Source organism: Lentibacillus sp. L22, assembly GCF_040812445.1.
Classification (GTDB): Bacteria; Bacillota; Bacilli; order Bacillales; family Amphibacillaceae; genus Lentibacillus_C; species Lentibacillus_C daqui.
This window is the reverse complement of the sequence record NZ_JBFNXI010000036.1, coordinates 15,740-34,016: the sequence shown is the minus strand read 5'-3', so window position 1 is coordinate 34,016 and position 18,277 is coordinate 15,740. Positions and strand designations below refer to the sequence as shown.

Here is an 18,277-nt window from a genome sequence, read left to right as displayed (position 1 = left end):
ACCCTATAAAACGGAACGGATAAGTAGTTTTTTATCCGTGTCTGTTTTATAGGGTTCAGTTTACTAGAATAGATGGTGGTTTTTATTTGATGGAGCATGCGGGGCTCGAACCCGCGACCTCTTGCATGCCATGCAAGCACTCTCCCGGCTGAGCTAATGCCCCATTTACTATAATCTGAACACATTAATTAATTATAGACCCTTCCCTATTATTTTTCAAGTGAAATTCCACAATTGAACCACTACAGCGTGATTAAAAAAACTAAACAAACCAAAATGTATACGTTACTCTAACAGTAGAGGACCCGGATGGCGATACAATCGTCTTTGTTTTCGTATTCTCAAAAATGACAAAAGGAACTTACACCAAAAGGAACTTACAATGAAATTAAAAACAAATATTTACAATACAGATGATACACCAATTGTTGCAGATCTTTACCTGGTGAAATCATCTTTAACCATAGAACAAGTAAGCCGTGGTGAACATGAATCCTTGTGGAATCAACTTGTCCAGGCTTACCATTACCTTGGACATCAAAAAATTATTAGACCACGTATGAAATACTTGATTTGGCTAGACGACCGCCACGTCAGTGCGATTAGTTTTAACCAGGCCGCATACAAGATGGCGGCCAGGGATCGCTTTATGGATTGGAAGGATGAAAAGAGGCAGGAACAATTCATTCCGTACTCCTACTCCGATAGCTGTCTTCCTGTTGGGTGGGAAACGTTATTCCTCAATGTCGTAATCAAATTTAATTCCAAAAAACTTGTTCAACTTCTCGCCCAACCTAATACATTCTATACATACCGTGTGATCTAGGATAGGTATACTTAAATCCAAATTGTTCATAAAGATTGTTGGCTGGATCATCGGCTATTAGACTCACAAAAGAGCCAGGGTACGTATTTTCATCGAGATAATCCATTATTTCCTTCATAACCCTTTTTCCAAGACCTTGCCCTTGGTAATTTGGCTTTACTACGATATCAACTATCTGAAATGAGGTACCACCATCGCCGATTACACGTCCCATACCAATTAAAGTTTTTTCATCATAAATACAAACTGCAAACAATGAATTTTTTAAGCCAACCGTTGCGGCCTCTTGTGACTTACCACTTATGCCTCCCTCTAGTCGTAATTCGTTGTATTCAGTAGGCCTCGGTGGTTCATGGATAATAGTGAAATTGTCATTCATTTTATATTCCTCCGATTACTAGTTTATAGTTCTATGAAAAGAGATTAGTTTCCTATTACTCTGAAATATACCCTTTAAAAAAGTCTACCTTAGCTTATGTTTGATTGCTTTTAATATAAGTTTTTACAGCTGGTGGTTGGTAAGTATGAAATTTTTCAATTAAAGATTCAGGTGATGAATCCACAAGGGCCATAGAACGGTACTTTTCATCTAAAAATTGCTGATCTGCCATATGATTAAAAAGAGAAACGAGAGGATCATAGTAGTGGTTAATGTTAAAGAGTCCACAAGGTTTTTGATGCAATCCTAGTTGAGCCCACGTGAATATTTCCATAAACTCCTCTAGCGTCCCTGGTCCTCCCGGCAAGGCAATAAATCCATCTGCCAAATCAGCCATTTTTGATTTTCGTTCGTGCATGGATTGGACAACAAATATTTCAGTTAAATTAGGGTGTGCAATTTCTCTATCCTCTAACACTTCTGGAATCACCCCAATTACTTGTCCACCGTTTTCTAAGACTGTATTTGCCACTGCTCCCATCAATCCAACGCTTGCACCACCATACACAAGTGTTATTCCTCTGTTCGCCAACTCCTTTCCCAACTAAATAGCACCTTTTTTATATGTATCAGAGGCTCCGTCACTAGACCCACAAAAAACAGCTAACCTTTTCACTTTCATCTCCTCCATATCGATTGAATCATCTGTTACTATTATATAGATTTTTTTGTCAAACTTAAATAGGAAGAGAGGGTTAACATTTTGAATACTACTGAATTTCAATCATGGATCAAAGAATATTACGAAACAAGAGGTTGGACCGAACTTGATATTTTCATACGTATAGGTTTTCTAACCGAAGAGACAGGAGAAGTGGCAAGGGCAATAAGAGCTTTGGAAGTTGGTCGTGATAGACCTGATAAGAAAACTGAAACATATGAAGATTTAACTCGAGAGCTGGTCGAAGAATTGGACGATGTTTTGGTAACATTATTGTTATTGCAATAAACTATGACATACCCCTTGAAGATATTTTTCAATCTCACCGATACAAGTTACAAAAACGTTATGAGAAAAGTAATCAATAATTCATTTTGTTTTTTAAAATTAAGCTTACAACCTATGTATTAAATAATCTCAAATTGGCTTGAAATGCTCCCGGAACGAGCAGTAAAAATTACAAAAGCAGGTGAAAATAGTTTATATGAAACTCTGGACATTGCAATATCAACGAATCCTCTATTTTACAGCTAGTTTTTTGCCTTTTTTGCTATAGGTTGCACCAATTCATCATTCATTCCCTTGTAAGATGACGTAACATATCGTGTCACGTAAATATACAGGGAGGAATGATTGCTTATGCTTGGCTTTGCAATGGTTCAGCTGGCTCGGCGTATGGGAGACAAACTGGATAGGAATATGCGGCAGGAATTGGTAAAATTATGTCATCCTTTTCGCTCTATCCCATGTTTTTTACACCGGCCAGTAGAACATATAAGGAAGAAGACGAAGCGGTTACCTGTTGTCATTGATTTTCATAACCAATCTTACCAACATGGTCTAAACGATTTTAAAAAAATTACCCGCATGTCTCCTCGTCCATTCCATTCGATTTGCAGCTGTTCAACCAAATTGTCCATTGATAAACTGGAACGACTGCTTGACAACTGCCAACATATCAAAAAGATTCATTATGATAGAAAGATGACAATATTACTTGATACTGCTTCTCCTGCAATTCGCTCTAACCAGTTACAAAAATCTGGTTTAACGGGAAAAGATATTACCGTTGCTGTGATTGATACAGGAATTCATCCACACCAGGATTTAAAAGGGCGAATCATTGCATTTAAGGATTTGGTGAAAAATAAAACCAAACCTTACGATGATAATGGACATGGTACCCATTGTGCAGGGGATGTAGCGGGGGATGGCTCTGCATCAAATGGAAAATATCGAGGACCTGCACCAGAAGCAAACTTGGTCGGTGTCAAAGTACTGAATAAAAAAGGTTCCGGATCTCTTTCCACTGTCATCGAAGGTATCGATTGGTGTATCCAAAACCAATCAAGGTATAACATTAACGTACTTTCGCTATCCCTTGGGTCCAAAGCACAGCAATCGGCAGAGAATGATCCAGCAGTGAGAGTCGTTGACAAAGCGTGGAACAACGGGATTGTTGTTTGTGTGGCGGCTGGTAATGAAGGACCTGAGGAACGAACTATTTCAAGCCCAGGAATCAGTCCTAAAGTTATTACGGTAGGTGCTGTTAACGATAACGATACCATTGATCGATCTGATGATGTGGTAGCTGACTTTTCCAGTCGGGGTCCAACCGTGAATGGTTTGGTTAAACCTGATTTGTTAACACCTGGTGTGAATATCATTTCACTTCGGTCGCCGGGGTCTTATCTTGATCGAATATATTTCGGTGCACGTGTTGGGAAAAATTATTTTTCTTTATCAGGGACGTCGATGGCAACACCAATTTTTGCAGGTGTAGTTGCACAGATTTTGCAAAAGGAAACAAATCTCACCCCGGATCAAGTGAAGCAAAAGGTCATACAGGCATGTGAAGATATCGGACAGCCCCCTAACGTTCAAGGTAATGGCTATTTAAATGCTGAAAAACTATTCGGATAATGAGAAGCGCACATCAAGTAATGCTTGATGTGCTTATATTATTCCAGTAGAAACATGGTACGGGTTATGAATTTATCATTGCTATGTTATAAAATAGAAGTGTTACAGGATCTTATGTGGGGGATTTCGTATGCAGCCATTTACAACTGATGTCATTAAAATCGTATCCAACATACCTGAAGGGCGGGTCATGACCTATGGACAAATTGCCAAAATCGCCGGTAGTCCCAGGGCAGCAAGACAAGTGGCTCGTGTTCTACATTCCATGAGCAGGAAGTATCATCTTCCATGGCATCGGGTTGTTAATGCGCAAGGCATCATTAGCATCAAAAATGAAGAATTACACGAAATACAAAAACTCTCTCTGGAAAGCGAAGGGGTCATTGTTGACAAGCAAGGTAAAATTGATTTGCGAATCTACCTACATAATCATACGTGTTAACCATGATTGGAATACATTATTTTCTGACTGGAATATTAACACGCCATATGGAGCAGATGGCGTGTTAATATTTTGAGTAAGCTAATAAATAGTTGGACAGAGCATGTTCTTCCTGCCCTGTCCTATATGTCTGTCTCTACACGATAAAGAAAACAATCACAGATAAACAAACGGATGTAATGGTCATCGCGATTAATGGCTTTAATGCCTTCGTCCGCAGATCACGCAAGCTGACATTTAATCCAAGGCCGACCATCGCAGCGGTGAGCAACCATGTCGTAATGTTGAAGACCGCATTCATAACGCTATCTGATACAGGGATGGAATGACCAAATACATAACTTCCTAACAAACTTAAAATAATAAATCCAACTAAAAACCATGGGAATTCAATTTTTGCATCTGACTGTTCAGATCCTTTGTTTTTCCGTTTCATTATATAGATGAAGATGAAGCAAAGTGGTACAAGTAAAAACACACGGCCCAATTTTGCGAGTAAAGCAATAGCTGTTGCCTGATCTCCAGCTGGTTCGGCTGCCAGGGCTACATGGGCAACTTCATGTAAACTCGAACCCGACCATATGCCATACTGAATAGCATCCAATGGCAAAAATGGACGTAATATGGTATAGCCCATCGCAAACACCGTACCCATGAGAGCGATAATTCCCACACCAATCGCCGTATCTTCATCCTTTGATTTTACAATCGGTGCAACTGCGGCAATGGCAGCGGCTCCGCAGATGCCAGTTCCAACTCCCAATAATAAGGAAATGTTTTTGTCCGCCTTGAATAACTTAGCAATCCAGATCGTTGCAAGGATGGCAAAAATAATCACCCCGGCATCACGGACAAGCAAGCCAATCCCGTCATGAAGTACAGTATCGATATTTAATTTCAGACCATATAAAATAATTGCCGCACGCAGCAGTCGTTTGGATGAAAAGGCAATACCTGACCGTAATGCTTCCGGATAACCAAAAATTTGTCGATAAACGACTGCAATAATAATGGCACATGCCAGCTGCCCAACATGGTCAAATCCAGGCACCAACGCTAAAAGGAAGCCCAATAAGGCAATCAAAAAAGTAAATGCAACACCACCAATCCATTTCCAAATTGGTGATGGTTCTGGTTTTTTTTCTTGTTGGATTGCCTCCGAAGATTCCTCAACTTCCTCTTGTCGCAAATTTTCCAATGCCATATCAACACCTCCTAGTATTAGCATAGGGTATTCCTTTCAATAAGGAAAATAAATCATTATAATAGGTATAATAAGTAAATTTATATAATAGAAAATGGGGTGGTGATGAGGTGTGGATCAACATTTACAAGTATTTGTAACAGTAGCTGAAAAGAAAAATTTTTCCCGGACAGCAGAGGAGCTCCATATGACCCAGCCGGCGGTAAGCCAGTATATCCGCACATTTGAGCAGAATCTCGGAACAAGATTGCTAGAGCGGACGAATAAATATGTTCGCTTGAATAAGGCTGGCGAGATTGTATACCATCATGCAAAGGAAATCCTTGGATTATATACGAACATGCAGCATTTGGTGGATGATTTGGTGAATAAAGCCAATGGTCCATTATCAATTGGGGCGAGCTATACGTTTGGTGAATATGTGTTGCCGCGTATTATTGCCAAGTTATTGGAGACATACCCGGATATTCAACCGGAAGTTACGATTGGCAATACATCGGAAATTGCCGATTTGGTGGCAACCCATCAGTTGGATGTTGGCATTGTCGAGGGCCATTTTAAGGATCAGCATTTGATGGTAGAGGAGTTTGCTGAGGATTACATGGTTGTTGTTGCTCCGGCAAATCATCCCCTGGCGACAAAGGAAAAGGTCAACATCCACGATTTGGAACAGGAGACATGGATTGTCCGTGAACAAGGGTCGGGTACAAGAGAAGCAACAGAGAACATGTTTCATCGTTTTGAACTCACGCCTGGAAAATTAATGAATTTTGGCAGTACCCAGCCGATTAAGGAAGCGGTGGAAGCAGGCTTGGGGATCAGCTTATTATCACAATGGGCCATCCAGAAGGAATTGAATCATGGGGTTCTCAAAATCATTCCATTGAAAGGACTGCCATTTACCCGCCAATTTTCGATCGTGACGAAATCGCCTTTTCAAACAAAAGCTTTAGAGGTGTTCATTCGTTTATTGCGTCATAACCGAGCACTGACCACGTTAGATGACAAATAATGGCTGGAACTGTGAATGCGTTTTGGCTCAGATATTTTTTTCATGTTGGCAGATCAGTATGTTTCGCTGGAGTTCGACAAAAAAACGCTACAGTTTGCCATAAAAAAGCTGGCCCCGGCAACGATTTCGCTGAAATTCACAATTTCAGCGAAAATATAAAAAACCACAGGCTAATCTGTGGTTTTTTAGGTCGTTATTTTATAGTTTTCATTTGTTCGTCGGCGAATCTGATAAAGTAATCCAGTGATTTCGGATTGGCCAATGATCCTTTGTTTACAACCTGCTCAACGTCTTTTCCCATTAATATTTTTTTGATAGGGACTTCAAGTTTTTTTCCATTCAATGTTTTGGGAACATCCGGAACTTGATAAATCGCTGTTGGCACGTGTCTTGGTGAACACTGTTCCTTAATTTGCCGTTTTATTTGTTGTTTGATATCCTCTGTCAATTCATAGCCATCCTTCATGATCACGAATAAAGGCACAAATGAATTACCTTGGGTGTCTGGAATATCAACTATTAAACTATCGGCTACAGATGACACCTGATCAACAGCCCGATAGATTTCACTTGTGCCCATTCGTACGCCCCCACGGTTAATCGTTGCATCTGAACGGCCATAAATGACACATGTGTGCCGATCGGTTATTTTTAGATAGTCACCGTGTCGCCAAATCCCAGGGAATTCATCAAAGTAACTGTCGTGCAGGCGGCTGCCATCGGGATCGTTCCAGAAATAAATTGGCATTGATGGAAATGGTTCCGTTAAGACGAGCTCACCAACTTCGTTCATGTGCGGCTTGCCCTGCTCATCGTAGCTTTCAATTTTTGCTCCCAACCCGCGACATTGCAGTTCCCCTGCATAAACAGGCAGGATTGGAAGGCCAAGGATAAATGCGGTACATATATCCGTTCCGCCACTAACGGAAGCAATCCACAAATCATGTTTTACATGGTCATAACACCATTGAAAACCTTCTGGCGGTAACGGTGAGCCAGTTGAACTAATGTTTTGCAAATGGCTTAAATCAAAATCTTTACCAGGTGTGATGCCGTCTTTCATACAACCGGTGATAAAGCTGGCACTTGTTCCAAACACGGTCATTTTGGTTTGTTCGGCAAATTCCCAAAGCATATTTTTGTCCGGATAACCAGGACTGCCATCATATAAAATAATCGTACTGCCGGTTAATAGTCCGCCAACAAGGAAATTCCACATCATCCATCCGGTTGTTGTAAACCAAAAGAATCGATCCTGTTCTCCAAGGTCGGCATGAAAAGTCAGTGCCTTTAGATGTTCCAGTAAAATACCACCCTGACTTTGAACAATCGGTTTCGGTTTTCCGGTTGTACCAGATGAGAATAACACCCACAGCGGGTCATTGAACGGAACATACTCATAGGTCAAGCTTAACTCCAGGCTTGTAGTGACAGCTTCTGCCCACATGGTTACATTTGTTAGTGTATCTGTTTGTGGATTGTCCTGTAAATAAGGGATCATAATGGTTGCCGCTAATGTGGGCAGTTCCGACTGAATATTCTCAACGACATTCGTACGGTCAAATTCCTTTCCGCCAAAACGGTATCCGTCGATTGTAATCATGACTTTAGGTTCGATTTGTTTAAAACGGTCAATCACACTTTGAGTTCCAAATTCGGGGGAAGCGCTGGACCAGATTGCACCAAGGCTGGCTGTGGCTAAAAATGCGACAACCGCTTCATAGATGTTGGGAACATATGCAACGACCCGATCTCCTTTTTGTACACCAAGGTGTTGCAATGTCCGCTGTAATGATGCTGTATCCTGATAAAGTGTATCCCAGGTAACTTCAGAGGTTGCACGTAACTCGGAGGAATGAATAATAGCTGGTTTATTTTTATCATAGTTTCTGAAAATATGTTCCGTATAATTAATCGTAGCACCTGAGAACCATTTCGCGCCTGGCATTTGATGCGTAGTTAAAACCTGTTCATATGGCTGTTTGGCCTGAATATCAAAATATTCCCAAATGGTTTCCCAGAATGATTCCAGTTCTGTTACCGACCAATTCCATAAGGAGTGATAATCCGGGAAATCCAAATTTTTATCTTGTTTAAGCCAGTTCATATAGGTATTGATATTGGAATGTTGTTTTCTGCTTGCATCAGGTTCCCATAGTAAGGTCCCTTCTTTGATTGTTGCCATTAAAAATTCCCCCTGTGAAAAAAGTGTTTACTAGAGGATGTTCAAAAAGTCCGGTAAAAATGACATGCCCCTTTAAAAGGGGTATGCCGACGCCTGAGCGCAAGCCCGTTTTTAGTCGGCCTTCCTTTGAAGCTCGTTAGCTTGCTTTTCCGCTCCTCATGTACCTTTTATGTACACTCCGGTGCTCAACGCTGCGCCGCCTAGAACTTCTCGGTCCTTTTTATCCTCTTTTTGAACACGCACTACTATATATTATAGGTAAACGCTTACCAGGTGTAAAGCAAATGCTCTATGCATGAAACCGAATAGCTTCAATCGTAGTGTCACGTTGAGGGGAAAAACCATTCTTTCATTCTCGTAAAGAAAGACTGTGGTTCATCTTTCTTGTTATTTTCGATTGCTTCATCATCATCGACAAAAATATTCTCTTTGTCGATAGCATAATCATAGGTTAAAACGGCGCCAATGTCAGAATCAGACTGCTCGTTTGTTACATTTGAATAGGGGATATGATATTTTAAAGCCAATTCCTTTTCCCGTTCAAAAAAACGGTAGGGGATATGCCCATTTAGTAATAATTTGGTATCCGGGTGTTCTTGCATGGCTTGTTCCAATTGCCGGATTGCTTTATCCGACATGACTTGTCCCTTCGTTAAGACCAGGACAACGCGTTCCCGTAATGTACCCAAATAGTGAATCCGCTCGTCCTGTTTTGGCATACGAACACCATACATTCCATCATTGAGATAGTCTTCCACTTTTTTCATTGTTATCATCCCAGACCAATGTTGTTACTTTTATTGTACAAAGGGAACAACTGCTTATACAAGTAGTATGTCATTCTTTCACAATAATGTCATTACTTCCGGGATTTCACCCATCGTATGCAGCAAATTTGCTAAATGTCTGTTCATCTTCTATCAATCCGCAAACACCGCATTGAACTCTAAATTCCGGACCATTATAATTAACATGATAAATCTCTACTTCATCGTCTGTATAATCATTGATTATGTCGCCCGTTTCAGCATCAAGTTTTACCGGGTGTGCAATCTGCTTGATGATATTAAATCTGGAACGATTGGTTTTACAATTTGGGCATCGATATGCTTGTCCCATACGATCACCTCCTGCACGTAGTATAACCGGTAGTTAGTGAAATATGAAAAAGGGACGGACTGATTCCCGTCCCTTAAATAACTATTTACTTTTAATACGTTTTTCTGCTGCTCGGCTTCTCGCTTGAGCTTCTTTATCCTCTTCATCAGCCAGTGCTTCAGAGAATTCAACATCAATTCCATCTGACTTCATGTTCTTTGGGGTCTGAGCAAGAAAGTTCTTACTGTTGGTTTTATTGTTATGGTCGTCTCTTCCCACAATTTCCACCGCCTTATGAAGGTAAATAGAATTTACAAGCGTAGTATATGTGCAATTTGTTGAATCATGTATTGGATGGAACTTTACAAGAAATTGACAGTACCGATAAACAAATTTAAAATCAAGATATCGATGTTCGTTAAGGGAGAAAAGGAAAATGGTTAAACAAAAAAACGCAAAACAAACGTTATATGATTACGCCAAAGTAATAATTGGCGCAACACTTGTCGCATTGTCTTATAATATATTTTTATTACCGGCCAAACTTGCAGCTGGTGGCATTTCTGGTGTCAGTACCATTTTGAACGGTATGTATGGTGTAAGTCCTGCACTTACACAATTCACCATTAATATTCCGATTTTTATCATTGGATGGTTTTTACTTGGCAAAGATTTTGGGGGAAAAACGCTTGTAGGAACACTTTGGGTACCATTTATTATTTATCTGACAGCAAACGTTCCATATACCATAACTAATCCATTTCTCGGTGCTCTTTACGGTGGGATCGTGCTTGGCGTTGGCCTGGGTATCGTTTATAAAGGGAATGGTTCTACCGGAGGGACTGCCGCTATTGCACAAATTGTTAAAAAGTTTACCGGGTTGTCCAGCGGATATTCCCAGCTTATTGTTGACGGGCTGGTTGTTATTTCATCCATCATTGTATTTAATTTGGAACTTACACTGTTTGCTTTAATGTGCATTTATGTGACAAGCAAGGTAATTGATATGGTGCAGTTACAAACGGCATCAACCAAGTTAATCTTGATCATTACGGAAAACGAAGAAAAAATCCAGGCGATTATCCGTAACAAAATAGATCGGGGATTAACCAAGATTCGTACGGTAGGCGGATATTCCAACGAAAACAAAACAATGATTTTATGCGTTACCGAGCAAAGGGAAGCAGTGAACTTGAAACATATTTTACAACAGGAAGACCCCACTGCATTTGTTGTTTTCATCAATGCATCAGAAATCCTTGGCCGTGGCTTCTCCCTTGATAAATATTATGGACAAAAATTTTAGCGAGACAAGGGAATGACTTCTCTTGTTTCGTTTTGATTTCTTGGTGTTAACCGGGAAATGCTGTTAGACTGTTCCCGTGCTTTTCCTTTCCAACCAACCGAGAAGGCTCTTTTCACAGTAAATTCACCCAATTTTTCTCAGCAAATCACCGAACTTAGACGAAATAACCTTGTCCACAAAACCAGCCTAAACCACACACCGCTAAACGTTCACTTCCGCTTTTTTATGTATACATTTTTTGATTATTTATAAACTAGGTAGAGGTTGATAATTATTTAGGGAGGTACATGTCATGCCTTTGAATGTAACGCAAAAGTTGATAAAGGACCACCTTGTTTCGGGGGAGATGATACCTGGCACGGAAATTGGTCTGAAAATTGATCAGACATTGACACAAGACGCAACAGGAACGCTTGTGATGCTCGAGTTGGAAGCAATGGAGCTTGATCGGGCTAAAACAGAAGCTTCGGCTCAATATGTCGATCATAATTTAATTCAGGTGGACAGTAAAAATCCGGATGATCATCTTTTTTTACAAAGCGCGACAAGGCGTTTCGGGATACATTACAGCCGTCCAGGAAATGGTGTGAGCCATCCGGTACATATGCAGCGGTTGGCCAAACCTGGAAAGACACTATTGGGATCTGACAGTCATACGTGTGCAAATGGCTGTATGGGGATGTTAGCAATGGGTGCAGGCGGGATTGATGTTGCGCTGGCAATCGCCGGTGAACCATTTTATGTAAAAATGCCAAAAGTATGGGGGGTTAAACTAACTGGCAAACTCCCGGATTGGGTAAGTGCAAAAGATGTCATTTTGGAAATGTTGCGCCGGCATGATGTAAAAGGCGGTGTTGGACGGGTTATTGAGTATTATGGTCCCGGGGTCGAAACGCTTAGTGCAATGGATCGTCATGTGATTGCCAATATGGGCGCGGAATTGGGAGCGACAGGGACGGTTTTTCCTTCCGACAACGAAATTAAACATTTCTTAAAAGAACAGGACCGGGAAGATGATTGGGTGGAACTAGTCGCCGACAAAGGTGCCACCTATGATATTGATGAAGAAATTGACCTGGCCAAGGTGGAACCTCTGATTGCGAAACCTTCCAGTCCGGGAAATGTAGTAACAGTCAAGGAGATTGCCGGCACACCAATATACCAATCATATATCGGGTCATCGGCAAACCCGGGTTTTCGGGATTTTGCAGTTGCAGCGGAAATGGTCGATGGCAGACATATTGCAGATGGGATTTCCTTCGACATCAACCCAACTTCCCGGCAAATGCTAACAGATCTTGTCAAAGAAAGTCATATTGCCAGTCTCCTCCAATCAGGCGCACGATTGCATCAGGCAGGGTGTAACGGCTGCATCGGGATGGGGCAGGCACCGGCTACCGGCAGAAATAGTCTCAGAACAACACCGCGAAATTTCCCTGGACGTTCAGGTACAAAGGAAGACAGCGTATTTCTTTGCAGCCCGGAGACAGCAGCGGCATCCGCTTTAAAAGGTGAAATAACGGATCCGCGAACACTGGACTTTGCTTATCCAAAAGTAAGGGAACCGAAAAAGCCGACCATCGATGTTAATTTGCTTGATAAGCCGCTCCCGTACGAAGAAGCAAAACAAGTTACATTGCAAAAAGGACCGAATATCGCATCCATACCGAAAATGGATAAACTCCCGGATCACCTGGAACTGCCGATCTTATTAAAAATGGGTGACAATATTTCCACTGATGAAATTCTTGCTGGTGGCGCACGAGTCTTACCATTTCGCAGCAATCTGCCAGAAATAAGTAAATTCGCTTTTGAAATCATCGATGACACGTACTATGATCGAGGTAAAAAAACGGTCGATCATGGGGGGCATGCGATAGTTGGTGGATTTAACTACGGACAAGGTTCCAGCCGTGAGCATGCGGCACTGGCACCGAGGTATCTTGGCTTACGTGTTGCTCTTGTGAAGGACTTTGCCCGCATCCACTGGCAAAACCTTGTCAACTTTGGTGTACTGCCATTGACCTTTGCAAATGAAGATGATTATAACACGTTGGAACAAGGGGATACATTGGAGTTAAATGATTTGCATAACAAAATCAAACAGGGAAATTCCTTTACGATTCAGGTGAAGGACAAAAATCAGGAAATAAAAGTAAACCATGCGTTATCTGAACGTCAAATTGACATCATGCTAAAAGGCGGCATCATCAATTGGGTGAAAGATCGTCAACAACTTGCATAGTCAGGAGGAAATAAGAATGGTTAACCGTGAACAAACATGTAAAGCGTGTGAAGGAACAGGCATGCTGGCAGATGATGAGGGCTGGCAATACAATTGCAGTGTTTGTAAAGGCACAGGCATTTTGCCGGAGAAGAATGAATCCAGAGAAGCACGAGTTATGACCGTTGACGAAAATAACCGGTTATTAGATTGAGTTTTTATAAAAAAAGAAGTAATCATCAGGATTTCCCGTTGATTACTTCTTTTTTATTCTAAGATTTATCTCGCCAATCTTTATTCGGCTTCATCTTCCTGTTCATCATTCCCATACCGATAATCAGAAGGATCAATTGGTTTCCAGTCATCATTTGGCTTGTAGAAACGTAATAAATCCCCAAATAGAAGCTTGTCGGAAAGTTCCAATTCATGGTTAACGGTATCTTTCGTTTCCTTCATCTTGTCTGTTTCTTCGATTACTTCACCAGTATCGTTGTCGTAATATTTACTGCCGATTTTACTGTATTCCGGTGTCATAAAGTCGCCATTTCGGAATGGAACAAAATCTTTATGATCCTTGGAAAAGAGATCTGTACCGAACTGAATGTAATCCTGTGCATCAATCCCTACCAAGTGGAGCAATGTAGGCATAACATCCATTTCTCCGCCATACGTGTGATTAACTCCTTGACCTTTAACACCAGGTATCTTAATCATAAATGGCACACGTTGTAATTGTGCATTTTCAAATGGAGTAATCTCCTCATCGGTAATTTGTTCCATGGCCCGGTTATGTCTGTCAGAAATACCATAGTGATCACCGTAAAGCATGATTACCGAATCATCATATAAGCCGGATTCTTTTAGGTCCTTAAAGAATTGCTCTAATGATTCATCCAAATAACGGGCAGTTTGGAAATAACGGTCAACAGATGGGTCACCTGTTTCTGCCGGATCAATCGTCGCATCTTCCGGATCAATGAGATACGGATGATGGTTGGTCAACGTGATCAAATGAGAATAAAACGGTTGTTCCATTGACTCAAGCAATGGAATGGATTCTTTAAAGAATGGTTTATCTTTTAGACCATAGTTGATCACTTTATCGTCACTCATATCGTAGTAACTGGAGTCAAAGAAATGATCGATTCCAAACTGTTTATAAATTTCATCACGATTCCAGAAGGACTTGTTATCCCCGTGAAGAACAGCTGAAGTATAGCCTCCCCGCTGATCCAAAATTGCTGGTAAAGCTTGATACGTGTTCTTACTCTTGGTTACAAATGCAGAACCCTGAGGGAGACCGTATATCGAGTTATCCATGATCAATTCCGCATCTGCTGTTTTACCTTGTTCTGTTTGATGGAAGAAGTTATCAAAGTACGTGAAATTTTTATCTCGGTCATGCACCAACGAATTTAAAAACGGTGTAACTTCTTCACCATTTAACTTATAATCAATCAAAAATGATTGGAATGATTCCAAATGAATTTTGATCACATTTTTGCCCTTTGCTACACCGAAAAGGTCTGAATTCGGTTCAGCATATTTATTTTTTGTATAGTTTTCCACTTCTGTAACATCGCTGCTATCGGCAAACACCCGTTGTGAAGAGGAGTGAATGCTTTGCAGTGCATCAAAAATCGCAAAGTTATAGGAACCAATATATTTGACAACATAGTTGCGGTCAAATGTCCTTTTAAGCAATTGTGGACGGTCGATTTCAGCTAGTCCCAAGTTTACTGTAAAGACAATAATACCAATAGTCATAATGGTTAAAGGTTTCCTCGCTTTTAGGCGGCTGACTGACCAATCCTTCCTGCTCCAAACAAACAAAGCTATAAGGATAATGAGATCCAAAAAGTAAAACACATCATACCACTCTGCCAAACTAGCGATACTTCCGCCTAAGCTGCCAAAATTACTAGTTTGTGTTAATGTTGGTAAAGTTATATAGTCACTGTTAAAACGATAATATACGACATTTGCATAAACAAGAAAGCTCATTAAAAAATCAATAATGATCATCCATATTCCCGCTCTTTTCCCCTTGGCAAATAACGCTATGGCCAGGAAAAACAAGGCTGAGCTTAATGGGTTAATAAACAATAGAAATTGCTGATACCCACCTTGGACATCCAAATTAAATTCAAATAAATATATGAAATAAGTTTTTAGCCATACCAAAATTACTGCAATGGAGAAGAACCCCATTTTTGAAGAAATCATTTTCTTCATTGCTTTTTCACCTCAAATTGGTTTGCTTAATTAAATAGTATCCTCAATCAATGTATTCTAAACCAAAAACCGAATAATTGCAAGGTGTATGCAGAAGTTACCATTAGGCTATAAAATTCAGAAATAATAGGTATAAAAAACTACCCGTCAACAATAGCGGGTAGTTTGTCCTTTGGCTCAGCGCCTTTAAATCTAATGCGGCATGGTTCCTTGAACTGGCGCATAACTGTTCTGGAATGCTTGCATATCCTGTTGCTGTAATTGTGGCACTTGATAATACTGATGCTTATTTTGATACAGGAATACCTCATACGCCATCTCGATCACATTCGGAATACTATCCTGAAAAATGCGTCTTAAGACAGGGTTGGTCATTTCCAATGCTGTCATAGTAAACGCAGATGCACAGGATTTTAATTGTCCCAGCATGAAGCCGGAAAGACATTGATCATTAATTTCATTGACTGACTGACTAGGCATTTTCGGTGCAGATGGTTTCATTCCGTAAGTCACATTATTGTTTTGTTCCATGTTATACGTCTGTGTTTTTACAGCCGGGTCTTTTCCCGTTTTGAATGTTTCACAGATCGTGTTGTAAAGTTGCGTGATAAAAGCGCTATGACGCTGGGCCATTCCCATTAATTCCTGGTCCTGGATGTGTTGTTCGTATAATAAATATTGTTCCATTAAACCTGTTAACGTGGATAATGCTTCATGGGCATCAAACATATCATGCCCGCCGAAATCTTGCTGTGATGGCAATTGAGGTGAACGTTGCATGTTTTGTTGTTGCTGATTTTGATTTAGCATCTTATAACCTCCTTCAAATTTTCGATGTTAGTTTATCCGCATATCATAAAAGTATGTGCTGTTAGAGGATGTTCAAAAAGTCCGGTGAAAATGACACTTCGAATTTCTTCGTTGGCTTGCTTTTCCGCTCCTCATGTACCTTTTATGTACACTCCGGTGCTCAAAGCTACGCCGCCTAGAACTTCTTGGTCCTTTTCATCCTCCTTTTGAACACGAATTTATATGTTCTATTTGTGCATAGCTATAAAAATTTTGTATAATAGAAATAGTTGGATAAAATACAGGAGGCGAGAAAATGAGATCAAAAGACCCAATTCAAATTGATGAACGAATTCATTTAATCGATGGTTTTGATTTGGGGGTTCCCCAGCGAACTGGTACATATGTGATCAACGAGGAAGAATTAACTTTGGTGGAAACAGGACCAAGTCCATCCATTAAACATGTAAAGCAAGGAATGAAGGATCTTGGCTTTTCCTTGGATCAGGTAAAATATATTATTTTAACTCACATTCATTTGGATCACGCTGGAGGGGCAGGGTTATTCATCCGTGATTGTCCCAATGCAAAGATCGTTGTCCATCCAAAGGGAGCGCGGCATCTGGCTGATCCCAAACGGCTGATCGCGGGTGCACAGGCGGTTTATGGGGATAGTTTCCAGGAATTGTTTGACCCGGTTATCCCAGTACCGGAAGATCGGATAATTATCAGAGGTGAAGGCGATACACTTCAAATCAGTCCGACTTGTACGTTGGAATTTTTTGATACGCCAGGTCATGCCAAACATCATTTCAGTATTTATGATCCTGTAAGCGATGGCATTTTTACCGGGGATACTGTCGGAATTCGTTATGAACAACTTATTCCTGATGGTGTTGATTTATTTTTACCATCAACATCTCCAAATCAATTTGATCCAGAGGCAATGAGACAGGCGATCTCTCGTATACGCCAAATGAATGTTGATCGCATTTATTACGGACACTTTGGCATGACAGAAAAAGTTGAAGAAGCCTTAAAACAAGTAACTGAATGGCTGGATGTGTTTGAACAAGAAGCAGAAGACACTTTTAAAGCAGGAAAGGGCTATGATGAGCTTGCTGGACGATTGCTGCAGCAGGTGAAGGAATATTTGCGAACACTATTGATTGATGATGACCACGGCGTATATGTCCTGATCAATATGGATATGCAAGTCAGTGCACTGGGATTAATTGATTATTTGCAGAAGAAATATAAAAAGGATTAGCTATGTAGTAAGGTATAAACCGAAATGTAGCAGCTCATTTTTCATAAAATGGGCTGCTGTTTTAGTTATCTCAAAAATTTTTTATTTTTTTCTTTACTGACAAGTTTGTTGAAGGATGGGATGTGTAAGCGCAACCATTTCTCGCGAACTTATCCAAAGTATCAAAAAAGTTAGAAATACCTGTTGACCCTTTTGAAAAAACAGTGTATGATAATTCGCAATATCAATTATAAAGATTCTTGACCATAATCTTGAACTCGATGACGGGAAAAAAGGAATAAGGTTCGTGTATTTTCAGAGATCCGGGGTTGCTGGAAGCCCGGAAATACATCTTACTCCGACATCTTCCCTGAGTGCTTTGCTGAACGGATTATCCTACTAGGCTTAGCCGGGTGTGTTGCACCTGTTACCAAAAGGAGCGAAATTGTTCAAAAAGACGGTTCTTTACTTGATTTGACTATTTTAGCTCCATAAGGCAGTATTCGCGAGGGTGCTGCAAACCTGGGTGGTACCGTGAAGAGAAAGGCTCTTTTCATCCCGATAAATTCTGATAATACGCAGAGTTTTGGGGTGGAGAGAGCCTTTTTTCATTCTCGACGCATTAACAGGATGTAATACCCCACCTTTAAGTGTGGTAAACCAAAAACCTAAGCAGGTGTGGGA

16 protein-coding genes, 1 tRNA gene and 2 pseudogenes are annotated in these 18,277 nt (G+C 40.6%); 9 read left to right on the top strand and 10 right to left on the bottom strand.

Annotated features, from left to right (window positions below):
* Window positions 1-90: 90 nt before the first annotated feature.
* A tRNA-Ala gene (locus tag ABRT01_RS13895) sits at window positions 91-163 on the bottom strand.
* 117 nt (window positions 164-280) lie between these two features.
* On the opposite strand from ABRT01_RS13895, the gene ABRT01_RS13890 reads away from it, so the two are divergent.
* On the top strand, window positions 281-826 hold the full coding sequence (locus tag ABRT01_RS13890; protein WP_367747981.1) for a Druantia anti-phage system protein DruA: 546 nt from the start codon (window positions 281-283) through the stop codon (window positions 824-826).
* Here the strand turns inward: ABRT01_RS13890 and ABRT01_RS13885 are convergent.
* Together ABRT01_RS13885 and ABRT01_RS13880 are read right to left on the bottom strand one after the other, a co-directional pair.
* Complete coding sequence (locus ABRT01_RS13885; protein WP_269411084.1) at window positions 795-1,205, bottom strand: GNAT family N-acetyltransferase; 411 nt, start codon at window positions 1,203-1,205, stop codon at window positions 795-797. The genes ABRT01_RS13890 and ABRT01_RS13885 overlap by 32 nt on opposite strands.
* A 94-nt stretch (window positions 1,206-1,299) precedes the next feature.
* Window positions 1,300-1,881 (bottom strand): annotated as a pseudogene (locus tag ABRT01_RS13880) (LOG family protein).
* Window positions 1,882-1,968: 87 nt separating this feature from the next.
* On the opposite strand from ABRT01_RS13880, the pseudogene ABRT01_RS13875 reads away from it, so the two are divergent.
* From ABRT01_RS13875 to ABRT01_RS13865, 3 genes and pseudogenes are all read left to right on the top strand, one after another.
* A pseudogene (locus tag ABRT01_RS13875) lies at window positions 1,969-2,294 on the top strand (MazG nucleotide pyrophosphohydrolase domain-containing protein).
* Between the two features lie 271 nt (window positions 2,295-2,565).
* Window positions 2,566-3,849 (top strand): S8 family peptidase, encoded by a 1,284-nt coding sequence (locus ABRT01_RS13870; RefSeq protein WP_269411085.1) that lies wholly within the window; start codon window positions 2,566-2,568, stop codon window positions 3,847-3,849.
* Window positions 3,850-3,979: 130 nt separating this feature from the next.
* Window positions 3,980-4,291, top strand: coding sequence for an MGMT family protein (locus tag ABRT01_RS13865; protein ID WP_269411087.1), 312 nt, complete (start codon window positions 3,980-3,982; stop codon window positions 4,289-4,291).
* A gap of 136 nt (window positions 4,292-4,427) precedes the next feature.
* Here ABRT01_RS13865 and ABRT01_RS13860 read toward each other — a convergent pair whose 3' ends face one another.
* Window positions 4,428-5,495 carry a YeiH family protein gene (locus tag ABRT01_RS13860; protein ID WP_269411088.1) on the bottom strand — a complete coding sequence of 356 codons (1,068 nt, stop codon included), beginning with the start codon at window positions 5,493-5,495 and terminating at the stop codon, window positions 4,428-4,430.
* A gap of 112 nt (window positions 5,496-5,607) precedes the next feature.
* On the opposite strand from ABRT01_RS13860, the gene ABRT01_RS13855 reads away from it, so the two are divergent.
* The gene (locus ABRT01_RS13855; RefSeq protein ID WP_269411089.1) at window positions 5,608-6,507 is read left to right on the top strand and encodes a LysR family transcriptional regulator; all 900 of its coding nucleotides are present in this window, start codon (window positions 5,608-5,610) and stop codon (window positions 6,505-6,507) included.
* A 193-nt stretch (window positions 6,508-6,700) separates the two neighbouring features.
* On the opposite strand, the gene ABRT01_RS13850 is transcribed toward ABRT01_RS13855, so the two are convergent.
* The 4 genes from ABRT01_RS13850 to ABRT01_RS13835 form a co-directional block, all read right to left on the bottom strand.
* Window positions 6,701-8,692 (bottom strand): acetoacetate--CoA ligase, encoded by a 1,992-nt coding sequence (locus tag ABRT01_RS13850; RefSeq protein ID WP_269411090.1) that lies wholly within the window; start codon window positions 8,690-8,692, stop codon window positions 6,701-6,703.
* Window positions 8,693-9,015: 323 nt separating this feature from the next.
* Complete coding sequence (locus tag ABRT01_RS13845) at window positions 9,016-9,459, bottom strand: YueI family protein (RefSeq protein WP_367747970.1); 444 nt, start codon at window positions 9,457-9,459, stop codon at window positions 9,016-9,018.
* A gap of 106 nt (window positions 9,460-9,565) precedes the next feature.
* Window positions 9,566-9,811, bottom strand: a complete 246-nt coding sequence (locus ABRT01_RS13840) for a DNA alkylation repair protein (RefSeq protein WP_269411091.1) — start codon at window positions 9,809-9,811, stop codon at window positions 9,566-9,568.
* An 81-nt stretch (window positions 9,812-9,892) separates the two neighbouring features.
* Window positions 9,893-10,069 carry a YfhD family protein gene (locus ABRT01_RS13835; protein ID WP_269411092.1) on the bottom strand — a complete coding sequence of 59 codons (177 nt, stop codon included), beginning with the start codon at window positions 10,067-10,069 and terminating at the stop codon, window positions 9,893-9,895.
* 157 nt (window positions 10,070-10,226) lie between these two features.
* Between ABRT01_RS13835 and ABRT01_RS13830 the strand changes: the two genes are divergently transcribed.
* The 3 genes from ABRT01_RS13830 to ABRT01_RS13820 all read left to right on the top strand — a co-directional run bounded on the left by ABRT01_RS13830 (window position 10,227) and on the right by ABRT01_RS13820 (window position 13,534).
* Entirely contained in the window at window positions 10,227-11,096 is an 870-nt protein-coding gene (locus ABRT01_RS13830; protein WP_269411093.1) for a YitT family protein, read from the top strand.
* A 292-nt stretch (window positions 11,097-11,388) separates the two neighbouring features.
* Window positions 11,389-13,341: an aconitate hydratase gene (locus tag ABRT01_RS13825; RefSeq protein ID WP_269411094.1), complete on the top strand. Its 1,953-nt coding sequence runs from the start codon at window positions 11,389-11,391 to the stop codon at window positions 13,339-13,341.
* 16 nt (window positions 13,342-13,357) lie between these two features.
* Window positions 13,358-13,534: a hypothetical protein gene (locus ABRT01_RS13820; protein WP_269411095.1), complete on the top strand. Its 177-nt coding sequence runs from the start codon at window positions 13,358-13,360 to the stop codon at window positions 13,532-13,534.
* Between the two features lie 80 nt (window positions 13,535-13,614).
* Here ABRT01_RS13820 and ltaS read toward each other — a convergent pair whose 3' ends face one another.
* Complete coding sequence (ltaS, locus tag ABRT01_RS13815) at window positions 13,615-15,555, bottom strand: lipoteichoic acid synthase (RefSeq protein WP_269411096.1); 1,941 nt, start codon at window positions 15,553-15,555, stop codon at window positions 13,615-13,617.
* Window positions 15,556-15,747: 192 nt separating this feature from the next.
* Complete coding sequence (locus ABRT01_RS13810) at window positions 15,748-16,365, bottom strand: spore coat protein (protein WP_269411097.1); 618 nt, start codon at window positions 16,363-16,365, stop codon at window positions 15,748-15,750.
* 295 nt (window positions 16,366-16,660) lie between these two features.
* Between ABRT01_RS13810 and ABRT01_RS13805 the strand changes: the two genes are divergently transcribed.
* The gene (locus ABRT01_RS13805) at window positions 16,661-17,614 is read left to right on the top strand and encodes an MBL fold metallo-hydrolase (protein WP_269411098.1); all 954 of its coding nucleotides are present in this window, start codon (window positions 16,661-16,663) and stop codon (window positions 17,612-17,614) included.
* Window positions 17,615-18,277: the final 663 nt, after the last annotated feature.